At 60.4% G+C, this 19,848-nt stretch carries 25 protein-coding genes; 23 read left to right on the top strand and 2 right to left on the bottom strand.

The genetic code is table 11. The features are described 5' to 3' along the window. The first annotated feature begins 139 nt into the window (after positions 1-139). Positions 140-4,351, top strand: a complete 4,212-nt coding sequence (gene rpoC / locus MUU55_RS10690) for a DNA-directed RNA polymerase subunit beta' (protein ID WP_244760732.1) — start codon at positions 140-142, stop codon at positions 4,349-4,351. Positions 4,352-4,488: 137 nt separating this feature from the next. Here rpoC and MUU55_RS10695 read toward each other — a convergent pair whose 3' ends face one another. Then, a complete protein-coding gene (locus MUU55_RS10695; protein WP_244760733.1) occupies positions 4,489-5,601 on the bottom strand; it encodes a helix-turn-helix transcriptional regulator in 1,113 nt (370 codons plus the stop codon). Between the two features lie 424 nt (positions 5,602-6,025). Beyond that, positions 6,026-6,328: a transcriptional regulator gene (locus MUU55_RS10700; RefSeq protein WP_244760734.1), complete on the bottom strand. Its 303-nt coding sequence runs from the start codon at positions 6,326-6,328 to the stop codon at positions 6,026-6,028. A gap of 548 nt (positions 6,329-6,876) precedes the next feature. Between MUU55_RS10700 and rpsL the strand changes: the two genes are divergently transcribed. The 22 genes from rpsL to rplR all read left to right on the top strand — a co-directional run bounded on the left by rpsL (position 6,877) and on the right by rplR (position 19,802). After that, entirely contained in the window at positions 6,877-7,248 is a 372-nt protein-coding gene (gene rpsL / locus MUU55_RS10705) for a 30S ribosomal protein S12 (protein ID WP_022719193.1), read from the top strand. Positions 7,249-7,305: 57 nt separating this feature from the next. Then, on the top strand, positions 7,306-7,776 hold the full coding sequence (gene rpsG, locus MUU55_RS10710) for a 30S ribosomal protein S7 (protein ID WP_023516514.1): 471 nt from the start codon (positions 7,306-7,308) through the stop codon (positions 7,774-7,776). 30 nt (positions 7,777-7,806) lie between these two features. Beyond that, complete coding sequence (gene fusA / locus MUU55_RS10715; RefSeq protein WP_244760735.1) at positions 7,807-9,906, top strand: elongation factor G; 2,100 nt, start codon at positions 7,807-7,809, stop codon at positions 9,904-9,906. 66 nt (positions 9,907-9,972) lie between these two features. After that, positions 9,973-11,148 carry an elongation factor Tu gene (gene tuf, locus MUU55_RS10720; RefSeq protein WP_244760725.1) on the top strand — a complete coding sequence of 392 codons (1,176 nt, stop codon included), beginning with the start codon at positions 9,973-9,975 and terminating at the stop codon, positions 11,146-11,148. Positions 11,149-11,336: 188 nt separating this feature from the next. Further along, on the top strand, positions 11,337-11,645 hold the full coding sequence (rpsJ, locus tag MUU55_RS10725) for a 30S ribosomal protein S10 (protein ID WP_003507767.1): 309 nt from the start codon (positions 11,337-11,339) through the stop codon (positions 11,643-11,645). 158 nt (positions 11,646-11,803) lie between these two features. Beyond that, complete coding sequence (rplC, locus tag MUU55_RS10730; RefSeq protein WP_024270438.1) at positions 11,804-12,487, top strand: 50S ribosomal protein L3; 684 nt, start codon at positions 11,804-11,806, stop codon at positions 12,485-12,487. Positions 12,488-12,499: 12 nt separating this feature from the next. After that, the gene (rplD, locus tag MUU55_RS10735) at positions 12,500-13,120 is read left to right on the top strand and encodes a 50S ribosomal protein L4 (protein ID WP_244760736.1); all 621 of its coding nucleotides are present in this window, start codon (positions 12,500-12,502) and stop codon (positions 13,118-13,120) included. Further along, complete coding sequence (locus MUU55_RS10740; protein WP_117372286.1) at positions 13,117-13,410, top strand: 50S ribosomal protein L23; 294 nt, start codon at positions 13,117-13,119, stop codon at positions 13,408-13,410. The genes rplD and MUU55_RS10740 overlap by 4 nt, the downstream gene beginning before the upstream one ends. Positions 13,411-13,441: 31 nt before the next feature. Then, positions 13,442-14,278 carry a 50S ribosomal protein L2 gene (gene rplB, locus MUU55_RS10745; RefSeq protein ID WP_117372287.1) on the top strand — a complete coding sequence of 279 codons (837 nt, stop codon included), beginning with the start codon at positions 13,442-13,444 and terminating at the stop codon, positions 14,276-14,278. Between the two features lie 16 nt (positions 14,279-14,294). Then, positions 14,295-14,573: a 30S ribosomal protein S19 gene (gene rpsS, locus MUU55_RS10750; protein ID WP_023517272.1), complete on the top strand. Its 279-nt coding sequence runs from the start codon at positions 14,295-14,297 to the stop codon at positions 14,571-14,573. Between the two features lie 2 nt (positions 14,574-14,575). Beyond that, the gene (gene rplV / locus MUU55_RS10755) at positions 14,576-14,965 is read left to right on the top strand and encodes a 50S ribosomal protein L22 (protein WP_117372288.1); all 390 of its coding nucleotides are present in this window, start codon (positions 14,576-14,578) and stop codon (positions 14,963-14,965) included. Further along, a complete protein-coding gene (gene rpsC, locus MUU55_RS10760; RefSeq protein ID WP_117372289.1) occupies positions 14,965-15,696 on the top strand; it encodes a 30S ribosomal protein S3 in 732 nt (243 codons plus the stop codon). The genes rplV and rpsC overlap by 1 nt, the downstream gene beginning before the upstream one ends. Before the next feature lie 38 nt (positions 15,697-15,734). Next, entirely contained in the window at positions 15,735-16,148 is a 414-nt protein-coding gene (rplP, locus tag MUU55_RS10765; protein ID WP_117372290.1) for a 50S ribosomal protein L16, read from the top strand. A 12-nt stretch (positions 16,149-16,160) separates the two neighbouring features. After that, entirely contained in the window at positions 16,161-16,361 is a 201-nt protein-coding gene (gene rpmC, locus MUU55_RS10770) for a 50S ribosomal protein L29 (RefSeq protein ID WP_024270441.1), read from the top strand. A gap of 12 nt (positions 16,362-16,373) precedes the next feature. Continuing rightward, positions 16,374-16,610: a 30S ribosomal protein S17 gene (rpsQ, locus tag MUU55_RS10775; protein WP_117372292.1), complete on the top strand. Its 237-nt coding sequence runs from the start codon at positions 16,374-16,376 to the stop codon at positions 16,608-16,610. 248 nt (positions 16,611-16,858) lie between these two features. Then, positions 16,859-17,227, top strand: a complete 369-nt coding sequence (rplN, locus tag MUU55_RS10780; protein ID WP_117372293.1) for a 50S ribosomal protein L14 — start codon at positions 16,859-16,861, stop codon at positions 17,225-17,227. 12 nt (positions 17,228-17,239) lie between these two features. Beyond that, complete coding sequence (gene rplX, locus MUU55_RS10785) at positions 17,240-17,551, top strand: 50S ribosomal protein L24 (RefSeq protein WP_024270443.1); 312 nt, start codon at positions 17,240-17,242, stop codon at positions 17,549-17,551. After that, complete coding sequence (gene rplE / locus MUU55_RS10790) at positions 17,544-18,101, top strand: 50S ribosomal protein L5 (RefSeq protein WP_117372295.1); 558 nt, start codon at positions 17,544-17,546, stop codon at positions 18,099-18,101. Before rplX ends, rplE begins: the two co-directional genes overlap by 8 nt. A 33-nt stretch (positions 18,102-18,134) precedes the next feature. Then, positions 18,135-18,440: a 30S ribosomal protein S14 gene (gene rpsN, locus MUU55_RS10795; protein WP_244760737.1), complete on the top strand. Its 306-nt coding sequence runs from the start codon at positions 18,135-18,137 to the stop codon at positions 18,438-18,440. A gap of 12 nt (positions 18,441-18,452) precedes the next feature. Then, positions 18,453-18,851 carry a 30S ribosomal protein S8 gene (rpsH, locus tag MUU55_RS10800; protein WP_117372297.1) on the top strand — a complete coding sequence of 133 codons (399 nt, stop codon included), beginning with the start codon at positions 18,453-18,455 and terminating at the stop codon, positions 18,849-18,851. 42 nt (positions 18,852-18,893) lie between these two features. Next, positions 18,894-19,427, top strand: a complete 534-nt coding sequence (gene rplF / locus MUU55_RS10805; protein WP_244760738.1) for a 50S ribosomal protein L6 — start codon at positions 18,894-18,896, stop codon at positions 19,425-19,427. Positions 19,428-19,439: 12 nt separating this feature from the next. Then, positions 19,440-19,802 (top strand): 50S ribosomal protein L18, encoded by a 363-nt coding sequence (gene rplR / locus MUU55_RS10810; protein ID WP_244760739.1) that lies wholly within the window; start codon positions 19,440-19,442, stop codon positions 19,800-19,802. The last annotated feature ends 46 nt before the right edge of the window (positions 19,803-19,848 follow it).

Here is a 19,848-nt window from a genome sequence, read left to right on the forward strand (position 1 = left end):
CGCCATCAGGCGCGCACCGTTTCCGCCTCCCGCCTGTTCGGCAGGGGGCGGCTCATCCGTTTCAAGCAGCCTGCGGCACCCGGGTATCGCCGCAATTGGCTGCTAAGCAGAGGGCCATTGGCCCACGAAGGAGATAGGCATGAACCAAGAGGTCATGAACCTTTTCAACCCGCAGGTGCCTGCGCAGACGTTCGACTCCATCCGTATCTCGATCGCGTCGCCGGAAAAGATCCTGTCGTGGTCGTACGGCGAGATCAAGAAGCCGGAAACCATCAACTACCGTACGTTCAAGCCGGAACGCGACGGTCTCTTCTGCGCGCGCATCTTCGGGCCGATCAAGGACTACGAGTGCCTGTGCGGCAAGTACAAGCGCATGAAGTACAAGGGCATCATCTGCGAAAAGTGCGGCGTCGAAGTCACGCTGTCGCGCGTTCGCCGTGAGCGCATGGGCCATATCGAGCTCGCCGCGCCCGTTGCCCATATCTGGTTCCTGAAGTCGCTTCCCTCGCGCATCTCGACGCTGCTCGACATGACGCTGAAGGATGTCGAGCGCGTTCTCTATTTCGAGAACTACATCGTGACCGAGCCGGGCCTGACCGCGCTCAAGGAAAACCAGCTTCTCTCTGAAGAAGAGTACATGATCGCCGTCGATGAATATGGTGAAGACCAGTTCACGGCGATGATCGGCGCCGAGGCCATCTATGAGATGCTCGCCTCGATGAACCTCGAGAAGATCGCTGGCGATCTGCGTTCGGATCTGGCCGAGACCACGTCCGATCTGAAGCAGAAGAAGCTGATGAAGCGCCTGAAGATCGTCGAGAACTTCATGGAATCCGGCAACCGTCCGGAATGGATGATCATGAAGGTCGTTCCGGTGATCCCGCCGGACCTGCGTCCGCTCGTTCCGCTTGACGGCGGTCGTTTCGCGACGTCGGACCTCAACGACCTCTATCGCCGCGTCATCAACCGCAACAACCGTCTGAAGCGCCTCATCGAGCTGCGCGCACCGGGCATCATCATCCGTAACGAGAAGCGCATGCTTCAGGAATCGGTTGACGCCCTGTTCGACAACGGCCGCCGCGGTCGCGTCATCACCGGCGCCAACAAGCGCCCGCTGAAGTCGCTGTCCGACATGCTCAAGGGCAAGCAGGGCCGCTTCCGCCAGAACCTGCTCGGCAAGCGCGTCGACTATTCCGGCCGTTCGGTCATCGTGACCGGTCCGGAACTCAAGCTGCACCAGTGCGGCCTGCCGAAGAAGATGGCGCTCGAACTGTTCAAGCCGTTCATCTATGCCCGCCTTGACGCCAAGGGTTTCTCCTCGACCGTCAAGCAGGCCAAGAAGCTCGTTGAAAAAGAGAAGCCGGAAGTCTGGGATATCCTCGACGAGGTCATCCGCGAGCATCCGGTTCTCTTGAACCGCGCACCGACGCTGCACCGCCTGGGCATCCAGGCCTTCGAACCCACGCTGGTCGAAGGCAAGGCCATCCAGCTGCACCCGCTCGTCTGCACGGCCTTCAACGCCGACTTCGACGGCGACCAGATGGCTGTTCACGTTCCGCTCTCGCTGGAAGCCCAGCTGGAAGCGCGCGTGCTCATGATGTCGACGAACAACATCCTGCATCCGGCGAACGGCGCACCGATCATCGTTCCGTCGCAGGACATGGTTCTCGGTCTCTACTATCTGGCGATCATGAACCAGAACGAGCCGGGCGAAGGCATGGCCTTCTCCGACATGGGCGAACTGCACCATGCGCTCGAAAACAAGGTCGTCACCCTGCATGCCAAGATCCGCGGTCGCTTCAAGACCATGGATGCCGACGGCAATCTGGTGTCGAAGATCTATGAAACGACGCCCGGCCGCATGATCATCGGCGAACTCCTGCCGAAGAACGTCAACGTGCCGTTCGAGACCTGCAACCAGGAAATGACCAAGAAGAACATCTCCAAGATGATCGACACGGTCTACCGTCATTGCGGTCAGAAAGACACGGTCATCTTCTGCGACCGCATCATGCAGCTCGGCTTTGCCCATGCCTGCCGCGCCGGCATTTCGTTCGGCAAGGACGACATGATCATTCCGGAAACCAAGGCGAAGATCGTCGGTGACACCGAAACCCTGGTCAAGGAATACGAGCAGCAGTACAACGACGGCCTGATCACTCAGGGTGAGAAGTACAACAAGGTCGTCGACGCCTGGGGCAAGGCCACCGAAAAGGTCGCCGAAGACATGATGGCCCGCATTAAGGCCGTCGAGTTCGACGCCGAAACCGGTCGTCAGAAGCCGATGAACGCGATCTACATGATGTCCCACTCGGGCGCCCGCGGTTCTCCGAACCAGATGCGCCAGCTGGGCGGCATGCGCGGCCTCATGGCCAAGCCGTCGGGCGAGATCATCGAAACGCCGATCATCTCGAACTTCAAGGAAGGCCTGACCGTGAACGAGTACTTCAACTCGACGCACGGCGCCCGTAAGGGTCTGGCAGACACCGCCTTGAAGACCGCGAACTCCGGTTACCTGACCCGCCGTCTCGTCGACGTCGCGCAGGATTGCATCGTCACGCATGTCGACTGCGGCACCGACAAGGGCCTCACGATGACGGCGATCGTCGATGCCGGTCAGGTCGTGGCTTCGATCGGTACCCGCGTTCTGGGTCGTACCGCGCTTGACGATATCGATCATCCGGTCACGGGTGCGCGCATCGTCGATGCCGGCAAGATGATCCTTGAGTCGGATGTCATCGAGATCGAGAAGGCTGGTATCCAGTCGATCCGTATCCGCTCGGCACTGACCTGCGAAATCCAGACCGGCGTCTGCGGCGTCTGCTACGGTCGCGACCTTGCACGCGGCACGCCCGTCAACATGGGCGAAGCTGTCGGTGTCATCGCGGCACAGTCGATCGGCGAGCCGGGCACCCAGCTCACCATGCGTACCTTCCACCTGGGCGGCACGGCGACCGTGGTCGACCAGTCGTTCCTGGAAGCATCGTATGAAGGCACGGTGCAGATGAAGAACCGCAACATGCTGCGCAATTCCGATGGCGCACTCGTCGCGATGGGCCGCAACATGGCGGTCACCATTCTCGACGAGCGTGGCGTGGAACGTTCCTCGCAGCGCGTTGCCTACGGTTCGAAGATCTTCGTCGATGACGGCGACAAGGTGAAGCGCGGCCAGCGTCTCGCCGAGTGGGACCCCTACACCCGTCCGATGATGACGGAAGTGGAAGGTACCGTTCACTTCGAAGACGTCGTCGACGGCATCTCGGTTCTGGAAATGACCGACGAATCCACCGGCATCACCAAGCGTTCGGTCATCGACTGGCGCTCGACGCCGCGCGGTACGGACCTGAAGCCGGCCATCGTCATCAAGGACAAGAATGGCGCCGTCGCCAAGCTGTCCCGCGGTGGCGAAGCCCGCTTCCTGCTCTCGGTCGACGCGATCCTGTCGGTCGAACCGGGTCAGAAGGTCTCCCAGGGTGACGTTCTTGCCCGCTCGCCGCTGGAAAGCGCCAAGACCAAGGACATCACCGGTGGTCTGCCGCGCGTTGCCGAACTGTTCGAAGCTCGTCGTCCGAAGGACCACGCCGTCATCGCTGAGATCGATGGTACCGTCCGCTTCGGCCGCGACTACAAGAACAAGCGCCGCGTGCTGATCGAGCCGTCGGAAGACGGTGTCGAGCCGGTCGAGTACCTGATCCCGAAGGGCAAGCCCTTCCACCTTCAGGACGGCGACTATATCGAAAAGGGTGACTACATCCTCGACGGTAACCCGGCACCGCACGACATCCTGGCGATCAAGGGCGTGGAAGCACTCGCTTCCTACCTCGTGAATGAAATCCAGGAAGTCTACCGACTGCAGGGCGTTGTGATCAACGACAAGCACATCGAGGTGATCGTTCGCCAGATGCTGCAGAAGGTGGAGATCACGGATGCCGGCGACTCGACCTACATCGTCGGTGACAACATCGACCGTATCGAGCTGGAAGACGTCAACGATCAGCTGATCGAAGAGGGCAAGAAGCCGGCATATGGCGATCCGGTCCTCCTCGGCATCACCAAGGCGTCGCTGCAGACCCCGTCGTTCATTTCGGCCGCTTCGTTCCAGGAGACCACCAAGGTTCTCACGGAAGCTGCGATCGCCGGCAAGACCGACGGCCTGCAGGGCCTCAAGGAAAACGTCATCGTCGGTCGCCTCATCCCGGCCGGTACCGGTGGCACGATGACCCAGATCCGCCGCATCGCGACGGCCCGCGACGAGATGATTCTCGACGAGCGCCGCAAGTCGACGGGCGCCGGCGTCGCAACCCCGATGCTGGCGGACCTCGCCGGCGGCGAGGGCGCCGCAGCCGAGTAAGGCTGGGTCTCACGAAAATGAAAACGCCGGGCCCTGTGCCCGGCGTTTTGTTTTGAAGACGCCCGTTGAGAGCGCTTTGTCGAGAGTATTGTGGACTAGCGTTTTGAAAGCGCTGAAGTGTCCGGCGACCCGTTCGCTCAGCCGTTCCGGGGAGAGGCCGAAGGGGGCAAGGCGTATCGATCGACGACGGAGAGGCGGCGGACAAGGTCGCTTTGCCCGGAGCTCCCGGTTTTCGCATAAACGACCTTGGCGGTACTGCGCACCGTTTCGTAGGAAATCTGAAGGCGTTTGGCGATCTCGGGGAGGGGCAGTCCCTTCTGGATTTCGATGGCGATGCGTGCCTCGCCGCGGGTCAGATCGTAGAGCCCTTTCAGAATGCGCAGATCGTCCACGGCGGTCGCCGAGGGCTGAGCGATCAGCACGATGGCTGTGCCTTGCGGTGAAAAATCGAGTGCATGTCCGAAGAGGGGGATGACATGCACGATGCAGGCCTGCTCTTCTTCCGTCGCCGGCAGCGGAACGGATTTGATGCGGTCATGACCGGTGATCTCCGACAATGCCTGGTAAAGCAGCCGGTTGGCGCCATCGTCCCGCAGGAGGATACGATCCTGGGCGCGGATGGACACCCGGCCGCGTGCGGCCATGAACAGGGGATTCGTCGACAGCACGCGCCCGTTGCCCTGCACGATGGCTGCGGGTGCACCTATGGCATGCAGTCCGGTCGTCAGGAGGTCGGCCTTTTGCTGATCCAGTTCCGTGGCGAGCAGGAGACTGCGTGCGATATGCGGCCGCAGCGCGTTCAGAAGACGGACCGTCTCGTTGCTGATCGGGCCGCTGGTGAGGCGCTGCTCGAAACAGACACTGATCTCGATATCCTCCGGGCCGCTGATCAGCGTCGCGGTCGCACATCCCAGACCACGTGGAACCAGAAAATCGCGATAGATCGGCAGGTCACGCCGCTCCTCGGCGGTAAAGAGATCGGCGTCGCGCACGAAGGAGAACTGCCCTTCGCGGTTGGCCTTCTCAAGCCTGATGTTCTTGGCGGCCCAGCCTTCTGCCGCGAACTCCTCAATGACCTCCATGAAGCCGGCGGTTCCGATCCACCGGCGCTCGCCGGCGGCCTGCCAGGTAAGTGCGCCGCCCCAGAAGTCGCAGCTATGTGCGATCGTGGAAACGACATTCGGCCACCGTTCCTTAAAAACCGCCGCTTCGTAGATCCTGCTGATGAGTTCGGATTCAAGTGCTTCCATGAACATTCCGGCATCGCTTGGGTCGGGTTCGGGTTACATCGCCAGTGCGATATGGTGGGGTATTTTGCGAGAAAAACAAACGGCCATCGGCCGCAACGCTATTTGCACGGCGCCTTCGGATCGAAAAACCTCATGCGAACGGCGTGGCCGGCATTTTTTAGACGACCCTTCCCCCATTTGGGGGGCAAGTGTCTTCCGTTTCGGTGGTAACGGATTCTGCGAACAGTTCGATGAAATTGCGCTGCCCCAGCGGCGAGGCCAGTGGCGTTGGTTGTCGGGATCGCCGGCAAGTCACCAATCGAACATGCGCAGGGTGCGGAGCTGCGCTCGCCGCAGATCACGGGGCTGATCTGGCTGAGCGCTTCGCTTCGTTCAAGGCGCGTCGGCGCAGGCATTGCTCTCTCAATGCCTGCGCCATTTTTCTTCAGGCAAAGCGAATGATCGCGACCTCGCCCTCAAGCGCACCCTTGTAGGCCGAAGCGTGCGGCTCGTCGTCGGGCTGCCCCGTCAGTGTGCCGATCTGGTCGAGGTCCGCTTCGAGGAAGCCTTCTTCCGAAAGGGCATTGAGCGCTTCGCGTACGGCACTGTCGTCATCGGGCGCGCGCAGCATGACATGGATGTCGATGCCCTCGGCGCCTTCGCGCTCGTAGGCCTTGCCGATGATGATGAAGACCATGGGCTCGTCGGGCGTGTTGTTGTCGTTGTCGTTGTCGGCGCTGGACGCCATGGCGGGCTCCTTTCGGGTCAATGATACCAGCTCTATAAAGGGTAGGGCGGCAAGACCCAATGACAAAATACGGCCGGACCGACTCACCCGATGGGAATCAGCGGATGCATCCGCGCCGGCGCGACTCTTTCCGGTTGATTCCGTCTTCAGGCTTTCTTAATGTTCTTGAGCGAGAGCATATGGCGCCGAAAGCCCCGTCAACGGGGTAGGGAAGGCCGCCGGAAGCCCTGCTTCTCAGGCAGGCCAGCCATTCCCGGCCGGGATTCTTTCGCCTCGCCCCTTGACCTTTTGCCCTCGAGCCAGTAGACCGCACGCCATCAGAGCCTATGTGAGGCTGGCTGGTTCGGAATGACTCGTTCTGAAGTTCGCCTCAAACAGGGCTCGACGCACGTTGAGAACATGAATGCTGCACGCATGACGCGGTTATAATGCGTCCTCTGCCTATTGAGGTCATCCGCGGAAGCGGATCGGCCTTTTATTGCGCATGAACACGCGTGTGGCCACCTATCGCCCGCAAGGGTAATGAGACACGATTAAGGGATGGGTCTATGCCTACCGTAAACCAGTTGATCCGCAAGCCGCGCCAGGCGTCGGTTAAGCGCAACAAGGTTCCTGCTCTGCAGGAAAACCCCCAGAAGCGCGGCGTTTGCACCCGCGTCTATACGACGACCCCGAAGAAGCCGAACTCGGCTCTGCGTAAGGTCGCCAAGATCCGCCTGACCAATGGCTTCGAAGTCATCGGTTATATCCCGGGCGAAGGCCACAACCTGCAGGAACACTCTGTCGTCATGATCCGTGGCGGCCGCGTAAAGGACTTGCCGGGCGTGCGTTACCACATCATTCGCGGCGTTCTCGACACCCAGGGCGTCAAGAACCGCAAGCAGCGCCGCTCCAAGTACGGCGCGAAGCGTCCGAAGTAATACAGTAACCAGCGCCATTTCGCTGGCCAGATCATTCAAGATTGAGAGACAAAAAGTATGTCCCGTCGCCATAGAGCAGAAAAGCGCGAGATCAACCCGGACCCGAAGTTCGGCGATCTCGTTGTCACCAAGTTCATGAACGCCATCATGCTGGACGGCAAGAAGTCCGTCGCCGAAACGATCGTTTACGGCGCCTTCGATGTCGTTCAGGGTAAGGCAAAGGCCGATCCGCTCGGTGTGTTCCATTCCGCTCTCGACAACGTCGCGCCGCACGTCGAAGTGCGTTCGCGTCGCGTTGGTGGTGCGACGTACCAGGTTCCGGTCGATGTCCGTCCGGAGCGCCGTCAGGCTCTCGCAATCCGTTGGCTGATCGCAGCTGCCCGCAAGCGTAACGAGACGACCATGGTCGAGCGCCTTTCCGGCGAACTCATGGACGCAGCGAACAATCGCGGCAGCGCAGTGAAGAAGCGCGAAGACACGCACAAGATGGCTGACGCCAACCGTGCATTCTCGCACTACCGCTGGTAACCGAAACTAACGTCTCGAAAGGAGTCCGAAATGGCTCGCGAATATAAAATCGAAGACTACCGTAATTTCGGTATCATGGCGCATATCGACGCCGGCAAGACGACGACGACCGAACGCATCCTCTACTACACCGGCAAGTCCCACAAGATCGGCGAAGTCCATGACGGCGCCGCTACGATGGACTGGATGGAGCAGGAGCAGGAACGCGGCATCACGATCACGTCTGCTGCCACCACGACCTTCTGGAAGGGCCGTGACGGCAAGACCCGCCGCTTCAACATCATCGACACCCCCGGCCACGTCGACTTCACCATCGAAGTCGAACGTTCGCTGCGCGTTCTCGACGGTGCGATCGCTCTTCTCGACGCCAACGCCGGCGTTGAGCCGCAGACGGAAACCGTCTGGCGTCAGGCTGAGAAGTACAACGTTCCGCGCATGATCTTCTGCAACAAGATGGACAAGACCGGCGCGGACTTCTACCGTTCGGTGTCCATGATCAAGTCGCGTCTCGGTGCGATCCCGGTCGTCATGCAGCTGCCGATCGGCGCTGAAAGCGACTTCAAGGGCGTCATCGACCTGATCGAGATGAACGCTCTCGTCTGGCGCGACGAATCGCTCGGCGCCCAGTGGGACGTCGTCGAAATCCCGGAAGACCTGAAGGCCCAGGCCGAAGAATACCGCGAGAAGCTGATCGAGACCGTCGTCGAAATCGACGAAGCCGCGATGGAAGCCTATCTCGAAGGTAACTACCCGGACAACGACAAGATCCGCGAACTCGTTCGCCGCGGCACCATCGACGTGAAGTTCCACCCGATGTTCTGCGGTACCGCGTTCAAGAACAAGGGCGTTCAGCCGCTGCTCGACGCCGTCGTCGATTACCTGCCGTCCCCGGCAGACATCCCGGCGATCAAGGGCATCGACGTCAAGACGGAATTGGAAATCGAACGTCACGCTGATGACGCAGAGCCGCTTTCCATGCTCGCATTCAAGATCATGAACGACCCCTTCGTCGGTTCGCTCACCTTCGCCCGCATCTATTCCGGCAAGCTCGAAAAGGGCACGTCGGTCATGAACACGGTCAAGGAAAAGCGCGAGCGCGTCGGCCGCATGCTGCAGATGCACTCCAACTCGCGTGAAGACATCGAAGAAGCCTATGCAGGCGACATCGTTGCTCTCGCCGGCCTCAAGGACACGACGACGGGCGACACGCTCTGCGATCCCCTGAAGCCTGTTATCCTCGAGCGTATGGAATTCCCGGAACCGGTTATCCAGATCGCGATCGAGCCGAAGACGAAGAACGACCAGGAAAAGATGGGCCTCGCCCTCAACCGCCTGGCCGCCGAAGACCCGTCCTTCCGCGTCAAGACCGACGAAGAGTCCGGCCAGACGATCATCGCAGGCATGGGTGAACTTCACCTCGACATCATCGTCGACCGCATGCGTCGCGAGTTCAAGGTCGAAGCAAACGTCGGCGCTCCGCAGGTTGCTTACCGTGAGACGATCACGCGTAAGACCGAAAAGGACTACACGCACAAGAAGCAGACCGGTGGTACCGGCCAGTTCGCCCGCGTGAAGCTCGTGTTCGAACCGAACCCGGATGGCGAAGATTTCCTCTTCGAATCCAAGATCGTCGGCGGTGCTGTTCCCAAGGAATACATCCCGGGCGTTCAGAAGGGTATCGAAAGCGTTCTATCCTCGGGTCCGCTCGCAGGCTTCCCGATGCTCGGCGTCAAGGCGACGCTCATCGACGGTGCCTTCCACGACGTCGACTCCTCGGTCCTCGCCTTCGAAATCGCATCGCGTGCCTGCTTCCGTGAAGCCTCGCGTGAAGCCGGCGCCCAGCTGCTCGAGCCGATGATGAAGGTCGAAGTCGTAACGCCGGAAGACTATGTCGGCGACGTTATCGGCGACCTGAACTCCCGTCGTGGCCAGATCCAGGGCCAGGAATCGCGCGGCGTCGCCGTCGTGATCTCTGCCAACGTGCCGCTGGCCAACATGTTCAAGTACGTGGACAACCTGCGCTCGATGTCGCAGGGCCGCGCCCAGTACTCGATGGTCTTCGACCACTATGCGCCGGTTCCGTCGAACGTCGCGCAGGAAATCCAGGCAAAGTACTCCGGTCAGAAGTGACCGGGGTAACCCCTTAAAAAGTTTGTATGAATTTCCCCTCGCGGGATCACGAATGGAGAGCCGGAAATGGCAAAGAGCAAGTTTGAGCGCAACAAGCCTCACGTAAACATCGGCACGATCGGCCACGTCGACCACGGCAAGACGTCGCTGACGGCAGCGATCACGAAGTACTTCGGCGAGTTCAAGGCGTACGACCAGATCGACGCCGCTCCGGAAGAAAAGGCGCGCGGCATCACCATCTCGACGGCACACGTCGAATACGAGACGCCGAACCGTCACTACGCCCACGTCGACTGCCCCGGCCACGCCGACTACGTCAAGAACATGATCACCGGTGCTGCCCAGATGGACGGCGCGATCCTGGTTTGCTCGGCTGCTGACGGCCCGATGCCGCAGACCCGCGAGCACATCCTGCTCGCTCGCCAGGTTGGCGTTCCGGCAATCGTCGTGTTCCTCAACAAGGTCGACCAGGTTGATGACGCCGAACTCCTCGAGCTCGTCGAGCTGGAAGTTCGCGAACTTCTGTCGTCCTACGACTTCCCGGGCGACGACATTCCGATCGTCAAGGGTTCGGCTCTGGCCGCTCTCGAAGATTCGGACAAGAAGATCGGTGAAGACGCGATCCGCGAGCTGATGGCCGCTGTCGACGCCTACATCCCGACGCCGGAACGTCCGATCGACCAGCCCTTCCTGATGCCGATCGAAGACGTGTTCTCGATCTCGGGCCGCGGTACGGTTGTGACCGGCCGCGTCGAGCGTGGTATCGTCAAGGTTGGTGAAGAAGTCGAAATCGTCGGCATCCGCCCGACGTCGAAGACGACGGTTACCGGCGTTGAAATGTTCCGCAAGCTGCTCGACCAGGGCCAGGCCGGCGACAACATCGGCGCACTGGTTCGCGGTGTTAACCGTGACGGCGTCGAGCGTGGTCAGATCCTGTGCAAGCCGGGTTCGGTCAAGCCGCACAAGAAGTTCATGGCTGAAGCCTACATCCTGACGAAGGAAGAAGGCGGCCGTCATACGCCGTTCTTCACGAACTACCGTCCGCAGTTCTACTTCCGCACGACGGACGTGACGGGTATCGTTTCGCTGCCGGAAGGCACGGAAATGGTCATGCCGGGCGACAACGTCACGGTTGCCGTTGAACTGATCGTTCCGATCGCGATGGAAGAAAAGCTGCGCTTCGCGATCCGTGAAGGCGGCCGTACCGTCGGCGCAGGCATCGTCGCCTCCATCGTCGAGTAAGTCTTAAGGCCCCAGGCCGCTGAAATAGGAAGGGCAGGATCACATCCTGCCCCTCCGGTCTTTGAAAATTTAGCGGACTGGCCTTTCGGCAATTGAATTTTCGTGCGCGTTCCTTTATGGGAACCGCAGAATCAAAAAGCGCGTATTCCCCAAGAGAATCGCGAATAACGAACTAAGGAAAAAGTCGTATGAACGGCCAGAACATCCGCATCCGCCTCAAGGCGTTTGACCACCGGATCCTTGATGCCTCCACGCGTGAAATCGTGTCGACGGCAAAGCGCACCGGCGCAAGCGTCCGCGGTCCCGTTCCTCTCCCGACCCGTATTGAAAAGTTCACCGTCAACCGTTCGCCCCACGTGGACAAGAAGAGCCGTGAACAGTTCGAGATGCGCACCCACAAGCGCCTGCTCGACATCGTAGATCCGACGCCGCAGACGGTCGATGCTCTCATGAAGCTCGACCTTGCGGCCGGTGTGGACGTAGAGATCAAGCTCTAAGTCCTGGCGCAAGCCGAATAACAAGGAAGGTACGTGGCGAAAGCCGACGTCTTCTAAAAACGGGAAACCCGACGGCCTCAGAGCCCGAGTGGAATCCTTAAACCAAGAGGCATGACGGGACGTCACGATCCCGCCAGGACTTCTAAGAGGATTGAACCATGCGTTCAGGTGTGATTGCACAGAAAGTAGGGATGACTCGCGTCTATAATGACGCAGGTGAGCACATCCCTGTAACAGTACTGCGACTGGACAACGTCCAGGTCGTTGCTCAGCGTACGCAGGACAAGAACGGCTACACGGCTGTTCAGCTCGGCGCCGGCTCTTCCAAGGTGAAGAACACGGCAAAGGCTCTGCGCGGCCAGTTTGCTGCCGCAAGCGTCGAGCCCAAGGCCAAGCTCGTTGAATTCCGCGTTTCGGAAGACAACCTCATCGAAATCGGCGCGGAACTCACCGCCAGCCATTTCGTCGCCGGCCAGCTGGTCGACGTTACCGGCACCACGATCGGTAAGGGTTTTGCCGGTGCCATGAAGCGCCACAACTTCGGCGGTCTTCGTGCAACGCACGGTGTTTCCGTTTCGCACCGTTCGCACGGTTCGACCGGTAACAACCAGGATCCGGGCAAGGTCTGGAAGGGCAAGCGCATGGCTGGTCACATGGGCCAGACGCGCGTCACCACCCAGAACCTCGAAGTCGTCTCCACGGACGAAGAGCGCGGTCTCATTCTCGTCAAGGGCGCAGTCCCGGGCTCCAAGGGCGCCTGGATCGTTGTTCGCGACGCCGTCAAGTCCGGCACCCCGTCCGACGCTCCGCGTCCGGCCGCCGTGCGCGCCGCAGCTAAGTAAGGGAGCCTGATCATGGATCTCAAAGTCACGACCCTCGCAGGGAAGGACGCCGGCAAGGTCTCCGTTTCCGACGCGATCTTCGGCCTCGAGCCGCGCGAAGACATCATTGCCCGCGTCGTTCGCTGGCAGCTCGCCAAGAAGCAGCAGGGCACGCACCAGTCGCTGACGCGCGCTGAAGTTTCGCGCACCGGCGCCAAGATGTACAAGCAGAAGGGTACGGGCCGCGCTCGTCACCATTCGGCGCGCGCTCCGCAGTTCCGCGGCGGTGCCAAGGCTCACGGCCCGGTATCGCGCAGCCACGCGCATGACCTGCCCAAGCAGGTTCGCGCTCTCGGCCTGCGCCATGCCCTCTCGGCCAAGATCAAGGCTGACGACGTCATCATCGTTGACGACCTCGTTGCCTCGGAAGCCAAGACGAAGGCTCTGCTCGGCGTGTTCGCGTCGCTCGGTCTCACCAATGCCCTCTTCATCGGCGGCGCTGAACTTGACGGCAACTTCAAGCTCGCAGCACGCAACATCCCGAACGTGGATGTTCTGCCGATCCAGGGCATCAACGTTTACGATATCCTGCGCCGCGGCAAGCTCGTGCTCTCCAAGGCTGCTGTAGAAGCCCTCGAGGAGCGGTTCAAATGACGGATCTTCGCCACTACGATGTGATCGTATCTCCTTCGATCACCGAAAAGTCGACGCTGGTATCCGAAAACAACCAGATCGTCTTCAACGTCGCCAAGCGCGCCTCCAAGCCTGAAATCAAGGCTGCCGTGGAAGCTCTCTTCGGCGTCAAGGTCACGGCTGTGAACACGCTCGTCCGCAAGGGCAAGGTTAAGCGTTTCCGCGGCTTCGCCGGCCGGCAGGGAGATGTCAAGAAGGCTATCGTCACGCTTGCTGACGGTCAGTCCATCGACGTCTCCACCGGGCTCTAATCGAGCAGTCGGCTAAAGAGGAAACAAGAAAATGGCATTGAAAAGCTACAACCCGACCACTCCGAGCCAGCGCCAGCTGGTCATCGTCGACCGGTCCGGCCTTTATAAGGGCAAGCCCGTCAAGGCTCTGACCGAAGGTCTCTCCAAGAGCGGTGGTCGTAACAACCTCGGTCGCATCACGGCCCGCTTCATCGGCGGCGGTCACAAGCGTACCTACCGTCTCGTCGACTTCAAGCGTCGCAAGTTCGACGTCGAAGGCACGGTCGAGCGTCTGGAATACGACCCGAACCGCACGGCGTTCATCGCTCTGGTGAATTATGCCGACGGCGAGCAGGCCTACATCCTGGCCCCGCAGCGCCTGACGGCCGGCGACAAGGTCATCGCCTCCACCAAGGCTGTTGACGTCAAGCCCGGCAACACCATGCCGCTGCAGTACATCCCGGTTGGTTCGATCGTTCACAACGTCGAAATGAAGCCGGGCAAGGGCGGTCAGATCGCCCGTTCGGCCGGTACCTTCGTACAGCTGGTCGGTCGTGACCAGGGCATGGCGATCCTTCGCCTGAACTCGGGCGAACAGCGCCTGGTTCACGCGTCCTGCCTCGCAACTGTCGGCGCCGTTTCCAACCCGGATCACGGCAACATCAACGACGGTAAGGCTGGTCGTACGCGTTGGCGCGGCAAGACCCCGCATAACCGCGGCGTCGTCATGAACCCGGTCGACCACCCGCACGGCGGTGGTGAAGGCCGTACCTCCGGTGGTCGTCACCCGGTATCCCCGTGGGGCAAGCCCACCAAGGGCAAGCGTACCCGCTCGAACAAGTCGACCGACAAGTTCATCATGCGCTCGCGCCACTTGAAGAAGAAGTAAGAGAGGTTAGTCAGAAATGGCTCGTTCAGTATGGAAAGGCCCGTTTGTTGACGGCTATCTTCTCAAGAAGGCTGAGAAGGTTCGTGAAGGCGGTCGCAGCGAAGTTATCAAGATCTGGAGCCGTCGCTCCACGATCCTGCCGCAGTTCGTTGGACTGACCTTCGGCGTCTACAATGGCAGCAAGCACATCCCGGTTGCTGTCAACGAAGACATGGTCGGCCACAAGTTTGGTGAATTCGCTCCGACCCGGACCTATTACGGTCACGGTGCGGACAAGAAGGCGAAGAGGAAGTAACGATGGGTAAGGCTAAAGCCGAACGCCGGCTGAAGGATAACGAGGCGCAGGCCATCGCGCGCACGATCCGCGTCAGCCCCCAGAAGCTCAACCTGCTTGCTGCGCTCATCCGCGGCAAGAAGGTGGACCGCGCTCTCGCCGAGCTCGAGTTCTCGCGCAAGCGTAGCGCCGAGACCGTCAAGAAGACGCTCGAATCCGCGATCGCCAACGCAGAAAACAACCACGACCTCGACGTCGACTCCTTGATCGTCGCTGAGGCCTATGTCGGCAAGTCGATCGTCATGAAGCGTTTCCACGCTCGTGGCCGCGGCCGTGCATCGCGGATCGAGAAGCCCTTCTCGCATCTGACGATCGTCGTCCGTGAAGTCGAAGCCAAAGGGGAGGCCGCATAATGGGCCAGAAGATTAATCCGATCGGTTTCCGCCTCGGCATCAACCGTACCTGGGACAGCCGTTGGTTCGCCGACAACGCCGAATACGGCCAGCTGCTCCACGAAGACCTGAAGATCCGCGCTTTCGTCATGGAAGAGCTGAAGCAGGCCGGTATCGCCAAGGTCGTCATCGAGCGTCCGCACAAGAAGTGCCGCGTCACGATCCACTCGGCTCGCCCGGGTCTGATCATCGGCAAGAAGGGTGCAGACATCGAGAAGCTCCGCAAGAAGCTTTCCGAGATGACGAACTCCGAAACGCACCTCAACATCGTTGAAGTGCGCAAGCCGGAAGTCGACGCAACGCTCGTCGCTCAGTCGATCGCCCAGCAGCTCGAACGCCGCGTGGCTTTCCGCCGTGCGATGAAGCGCGCTGTTCAGTCGGCGATGCGTCTTGGCGCCGAAGGCATCAAGATCACCTGCGCCGGCCGCCTCGGCGGCGCGGAAATCGCTCGTACCGAATGGTACCGCGAAGGTCGCGTTCCGCTTCACACGCTGCGTGCAGACATCGACTACGGTACGGCTGAAGCCGAAACCGCATTCGGCATCTGCGGCATCAAGGTCTGGATCTTCAAGGGCGAAATCCTTGAGCACGATCCGATGGCCTCTGAGCGTCGCGCAAGCGAAAGTGACAGCCAGGGTCCCGCAAGCCGTGAACGCGGCGATCGCGGCGACCGTCGTCGTGAAAACGCGTAACAGTCGCGTTTGGCAGCCAATATCGGAGAAGTAAAAAAATGTTGCAGCCAAAGCGTACCAAGTACCGCAAGCAGTTCAAGGGCCGCATCAAGGGTGTCGCCAAGGGCGGCTCCGACCTCGCTTTCGGCGAGTTCGGCTTGAAGGCTCAGGAACCGAATCGCGTGAACGCTCGCGAGATCGAAGCGGCTCGCCGCGCGATCACCCGTTACATGAAGCGTGCCGGCCGTGTGTGGATCCGCGTGTTCCCCGACGTCCCGGTCACCGCGAAGCCCACGGAAGTCCGCATGGGTAAGGGTAAGGGTTCGGTCGAATACTGGGCGGCCAAGGTCAAGCCTGGCCGTATGATGTTCGAGATCGACGGTGTATCCGAGGAAATCGCGCGTGAAGCGCTCCGCCTCGGCTCGGCCAAGCTCTCGGTCAAGACGCGCTTCGTACAGCGCATTGCAGAGTAAGGAGCGAGCGTCATGAAAGCCGCAGACGTCAAGGCGCTGAGCGCCGACCAGCTGAACGAAGAGCTTGCCAAGCTGAAGAAGGAGCAGTTCAACCTGCGCTTCCAGAAGGCCACCGGCCAGCTTGAGAAGACCTCGCGCATCAACGAAGTCCGCAAGGACATCGCACGCGTCAAGACCATTGCCCGCCAGAAGGCGGCAGAAGCCAAGGCCTAAGGACCAAGAAATATGCCGAAACGCATTCTGCAGGGCACTGTTGTCAGCGACAAGAACGACAAGACTGTTGTCGTTCGCGTCGAACGCCGTTTTGCCCATCCCCTGCTTCAGAAGACCGTTCGCCGGTCGAAGAAGTACAAGGCGCATGACGAAACCAACCAGTACAAGGTCGGTGACGTCGTTTCCATCCAGGAATGCGCCCCGATCTCCAAGGACAAGCGCTGGACCGTCGTAGCGGCCCAGGCTTAATTCAGCAGTTTTCGCGCCCGGCCCTTGCGTCTGGCGCGAAAACCTGTATGAAGCAGCGCAAGGACGCTCGGAATCACGAGCGTCTTTTGCTTTGAGCGCACGGAAGGTCCGTCGGTTCGCCGAAGGGAAACCACCCTGGCAACACATCTTCCCGCGCGAAGACATGAATTTCCATATGCTGGAACAGGGGGCCTTTCCTTGATCGGGATTGGCCCAACCGGTCTGGTGAAACAAGAAGGCGACCTGACATGATTCAGATGCAGACTAACCTCGACGTGGCGGATAATTCCGGCGCACGTCGTGTCATGTGCATCAAGGTGCTGGGCGGCTCCAAGCGCAAGTACGCTTCGGTCGGCGACGTTATCGTCGTCTCGATCAAAGAAGCTATTCCGCGCGGCCGCGTGAAGAAGGGTGACGTGATGAAGGCGGTTGTCGTGCGCACCGCCAAGGACATCCGCCGCCCCGATGGCAGCGTCATCCGTTTTGACAGCAACGCCGCTGTCCTGATCGACAATAAGAAAGAGCCCATCGGCACCCGTATCTTCGGACCGGTTCCGCGCGAACTCCGCGCCAAGAACCACATGAAGATCATCTCGCTGGCTCCCGAAGTACTCTAAGGAGCGATGGCTATGCAGAAGATCCGTAAAGGCGATAAAGTCGTCGTACTCACCGGCAAGGACAAGGGCCGCACCGGTGAAGTCGTACAGGTAATGCCGAAGGAAGACCGTGCGGTCGTCAAGGGTATCAACCTGGTGAAGCGTCACCAGCGTCAGACCCAGACCCAGGAAGCCGGCATCATCACCAAGGAAGCTTCGATCCACCTGTCGAACATCGCGATCGCCGACCCCAAGGACGGCAAGCCGACCCGCGTCGGTTTCAAGGTCGAAGGCGACAAGAAGGTTCGTGTAGCAAAGCGTTCGGGAGTGTCGATCGATGGCTGACACCAAGTATGAGCCCCGGCTCAAGAAGGAATATGTCGAGCGTATTCGTGCGGCGCTGAAGGAGCAGTTCTCCTACGCCAACGAGATGCAGATCCCGAAGCTCGACAAGATCGTGATCAACATGGGCGTGGGCGAAGCCACGGGCGACTCCAAGAAGCCGACCGTTGCCGCAGCCGACCTCGCAGCGATCGCCGGCCAGAAGCCGGTCATCACGCGCGCTCGCAACTCCATCGCGGGCTTCAAGGTCCGTGAAGGCATGCCGATCGGCGCGAAGGTCACCCTGCGCGGCGCCCGCATGTACGAATTTCTGGATCGCCTCGTGAACATCGCGCTGCCCCGCGTACGCGACTTCCGTGGTCTGAACCCGAAGTCCTTCGATGGCCGTGGCAATTTTGCCATGGGTATCAAGGAGCACATTGTGTTCCCTGAGATCAACTACGACAAGGTTGATCAGATGTGGGGCATGGACATCATCGTTTGCACGACGGCACCGACGGACGACGAAGCACGCGCTCTTCTGAAAGAGTTCAGCTTCCCGTTCCGCGCCTGACCGTAACGACAAGCGTAAAGAAGGATTACTGTTATGGCTAAAACCAGCGCAGTCGAGAAGAATAACCGCCGTCGCAAACTGGTCGCCAGCCAGGCTGCAAAGCGTGCAGCCCTCAAGGCGATTATCCAGAACCAGTCTCTTCCGATCGAAGAGCGCTTCAAGGCAACGCTCAAGCTTGCCGAGCTGCCGCGCAATGGTTCGAAGACCCGCATCCGCAACCGTTGCGAAGTAACGGGCCGTCCGCGCGCCTTTTATCGCAAACTCGGTATGTCGCGTATTGCGCTTCGTGAACTGGGCAATTCCGGCAAGGTGCCGGGCATTGTCAAGTCGAGCTGGTAAGGAGACGGGTACATGGCAATGACTGATCCCCTGGGCGATATGCTCACCCGTATCCGCAACGGCGCCGCACGCCGCAAGTCGAGCGTTTCCACGCCGGCTTCCAATCTGCGCGCCCGCGTTCTGGATGTCCTTCAGGCTGAAGGCTACATCCGTGGATATTCGGAAGTCGAATTCGGCAACGGCAAGTCCGAGCTGAACATCGAACTCAAGTACTACGAAGGCGCGTCCGTGATCCGCAAGATCGACCGCGTCTCCAAGCCGGGCCGCCGGGTCTATGTCTCGGTCAAGTCCATCCCGCAGGTCGCGAACGGCCTCGGCATCACCATCCTTTCGACCCCGAAGGGCGTGATGGCCGATCACCAGGCACGCGAACAGAACGTTGGTGGCGAGGTTCTTTGCTCGATCTTCTAAGATCGAGCAAGGATCTCCATAACGAACAGACAGGATATAAAAATGTCTCGTATCGGTAAGAAGCCCGTTCAGGTTCCCGCTGGTGTCACCGCGACCGTTGACGGTCAGAAGGTCACCGCAAAGGGCCCGAAGGGCGAACTGTTCTTCGTCGCAAACGACGAAGTTTCGGTAAAGCTCGAAGACAACGCCGTTGTCGTCCAGCCGACCAGCCAGTCGAAGGACGCTCGTTCCAAGTGGGGCATGTCCCGCACGATGGTCGAGAACATCTTCAAGGGCGTCAAGGACGGCTACGAGCGCAAGCTCGAAATCAACGGCGTCGGTTACCGCGCGTCGCTGCAGGGCAAGAACCTGCAGCTGGCACTCGGCTTCAGCCATGACGTCGTCTACCAGACGCCGGAAGGCATCACGATCGCTGTTCCGAAGCCGACTGAGATCATCATCTCCGGCATCAACAAGCAGCAGGTCGGCCAGGTCGCTGCGGAAATCCGCGAGTACCGTGGCCCCGAGCCCTACAAGGGCAAGGGCGTCAAGTACGCGGAAGAACGCATCGTCCGCAAGGAAGGCAAGAAGAAGTAAGGATCACGCGAAATGGCTAGCACCAAAGAAGCTCTCGTGCGCCGCGCCAACCGCGTGCGCCGTACCCTCAAGGCGGTGGCCAACGGCCGTCCGCGCCTGTCGGTTCATCGCTCGTCGAAGAACATCTACGTACAGGTCATCGACGACGTTGACGGCAAGACCCTTGCGGCTGCCTCCACGCTCGACACCGATCTGCGTTCGTCGCTGAAGACGGGCGCTGACACGGCAGCAGCCGCTGCCGTCGGCAAGCTCATTGCCGAGCGCGCAGTCAAGGCCGGCGTCAAGGACGTCGTCTTCGACCGTGGCGCCTTCCTCTATCACGGTCGCGTCAAGGCTCTCGCCGAAGCCGCCCGTGAAGGTGGTCTGAACTTCTGATCACTCGGCCGGGCACTTCGGTGCCCGCCGATCACTCAGTAGGGTA

Source organism: Shinella curvata (genome assembly GCF_022899935.1).
GTDB classification, from domain to species: Bacteria; Pseudomonadota; Alphaproteobacteria; order Rhizobiales; family Rhizobiaceae; genus Shinella; species Shinella curvata.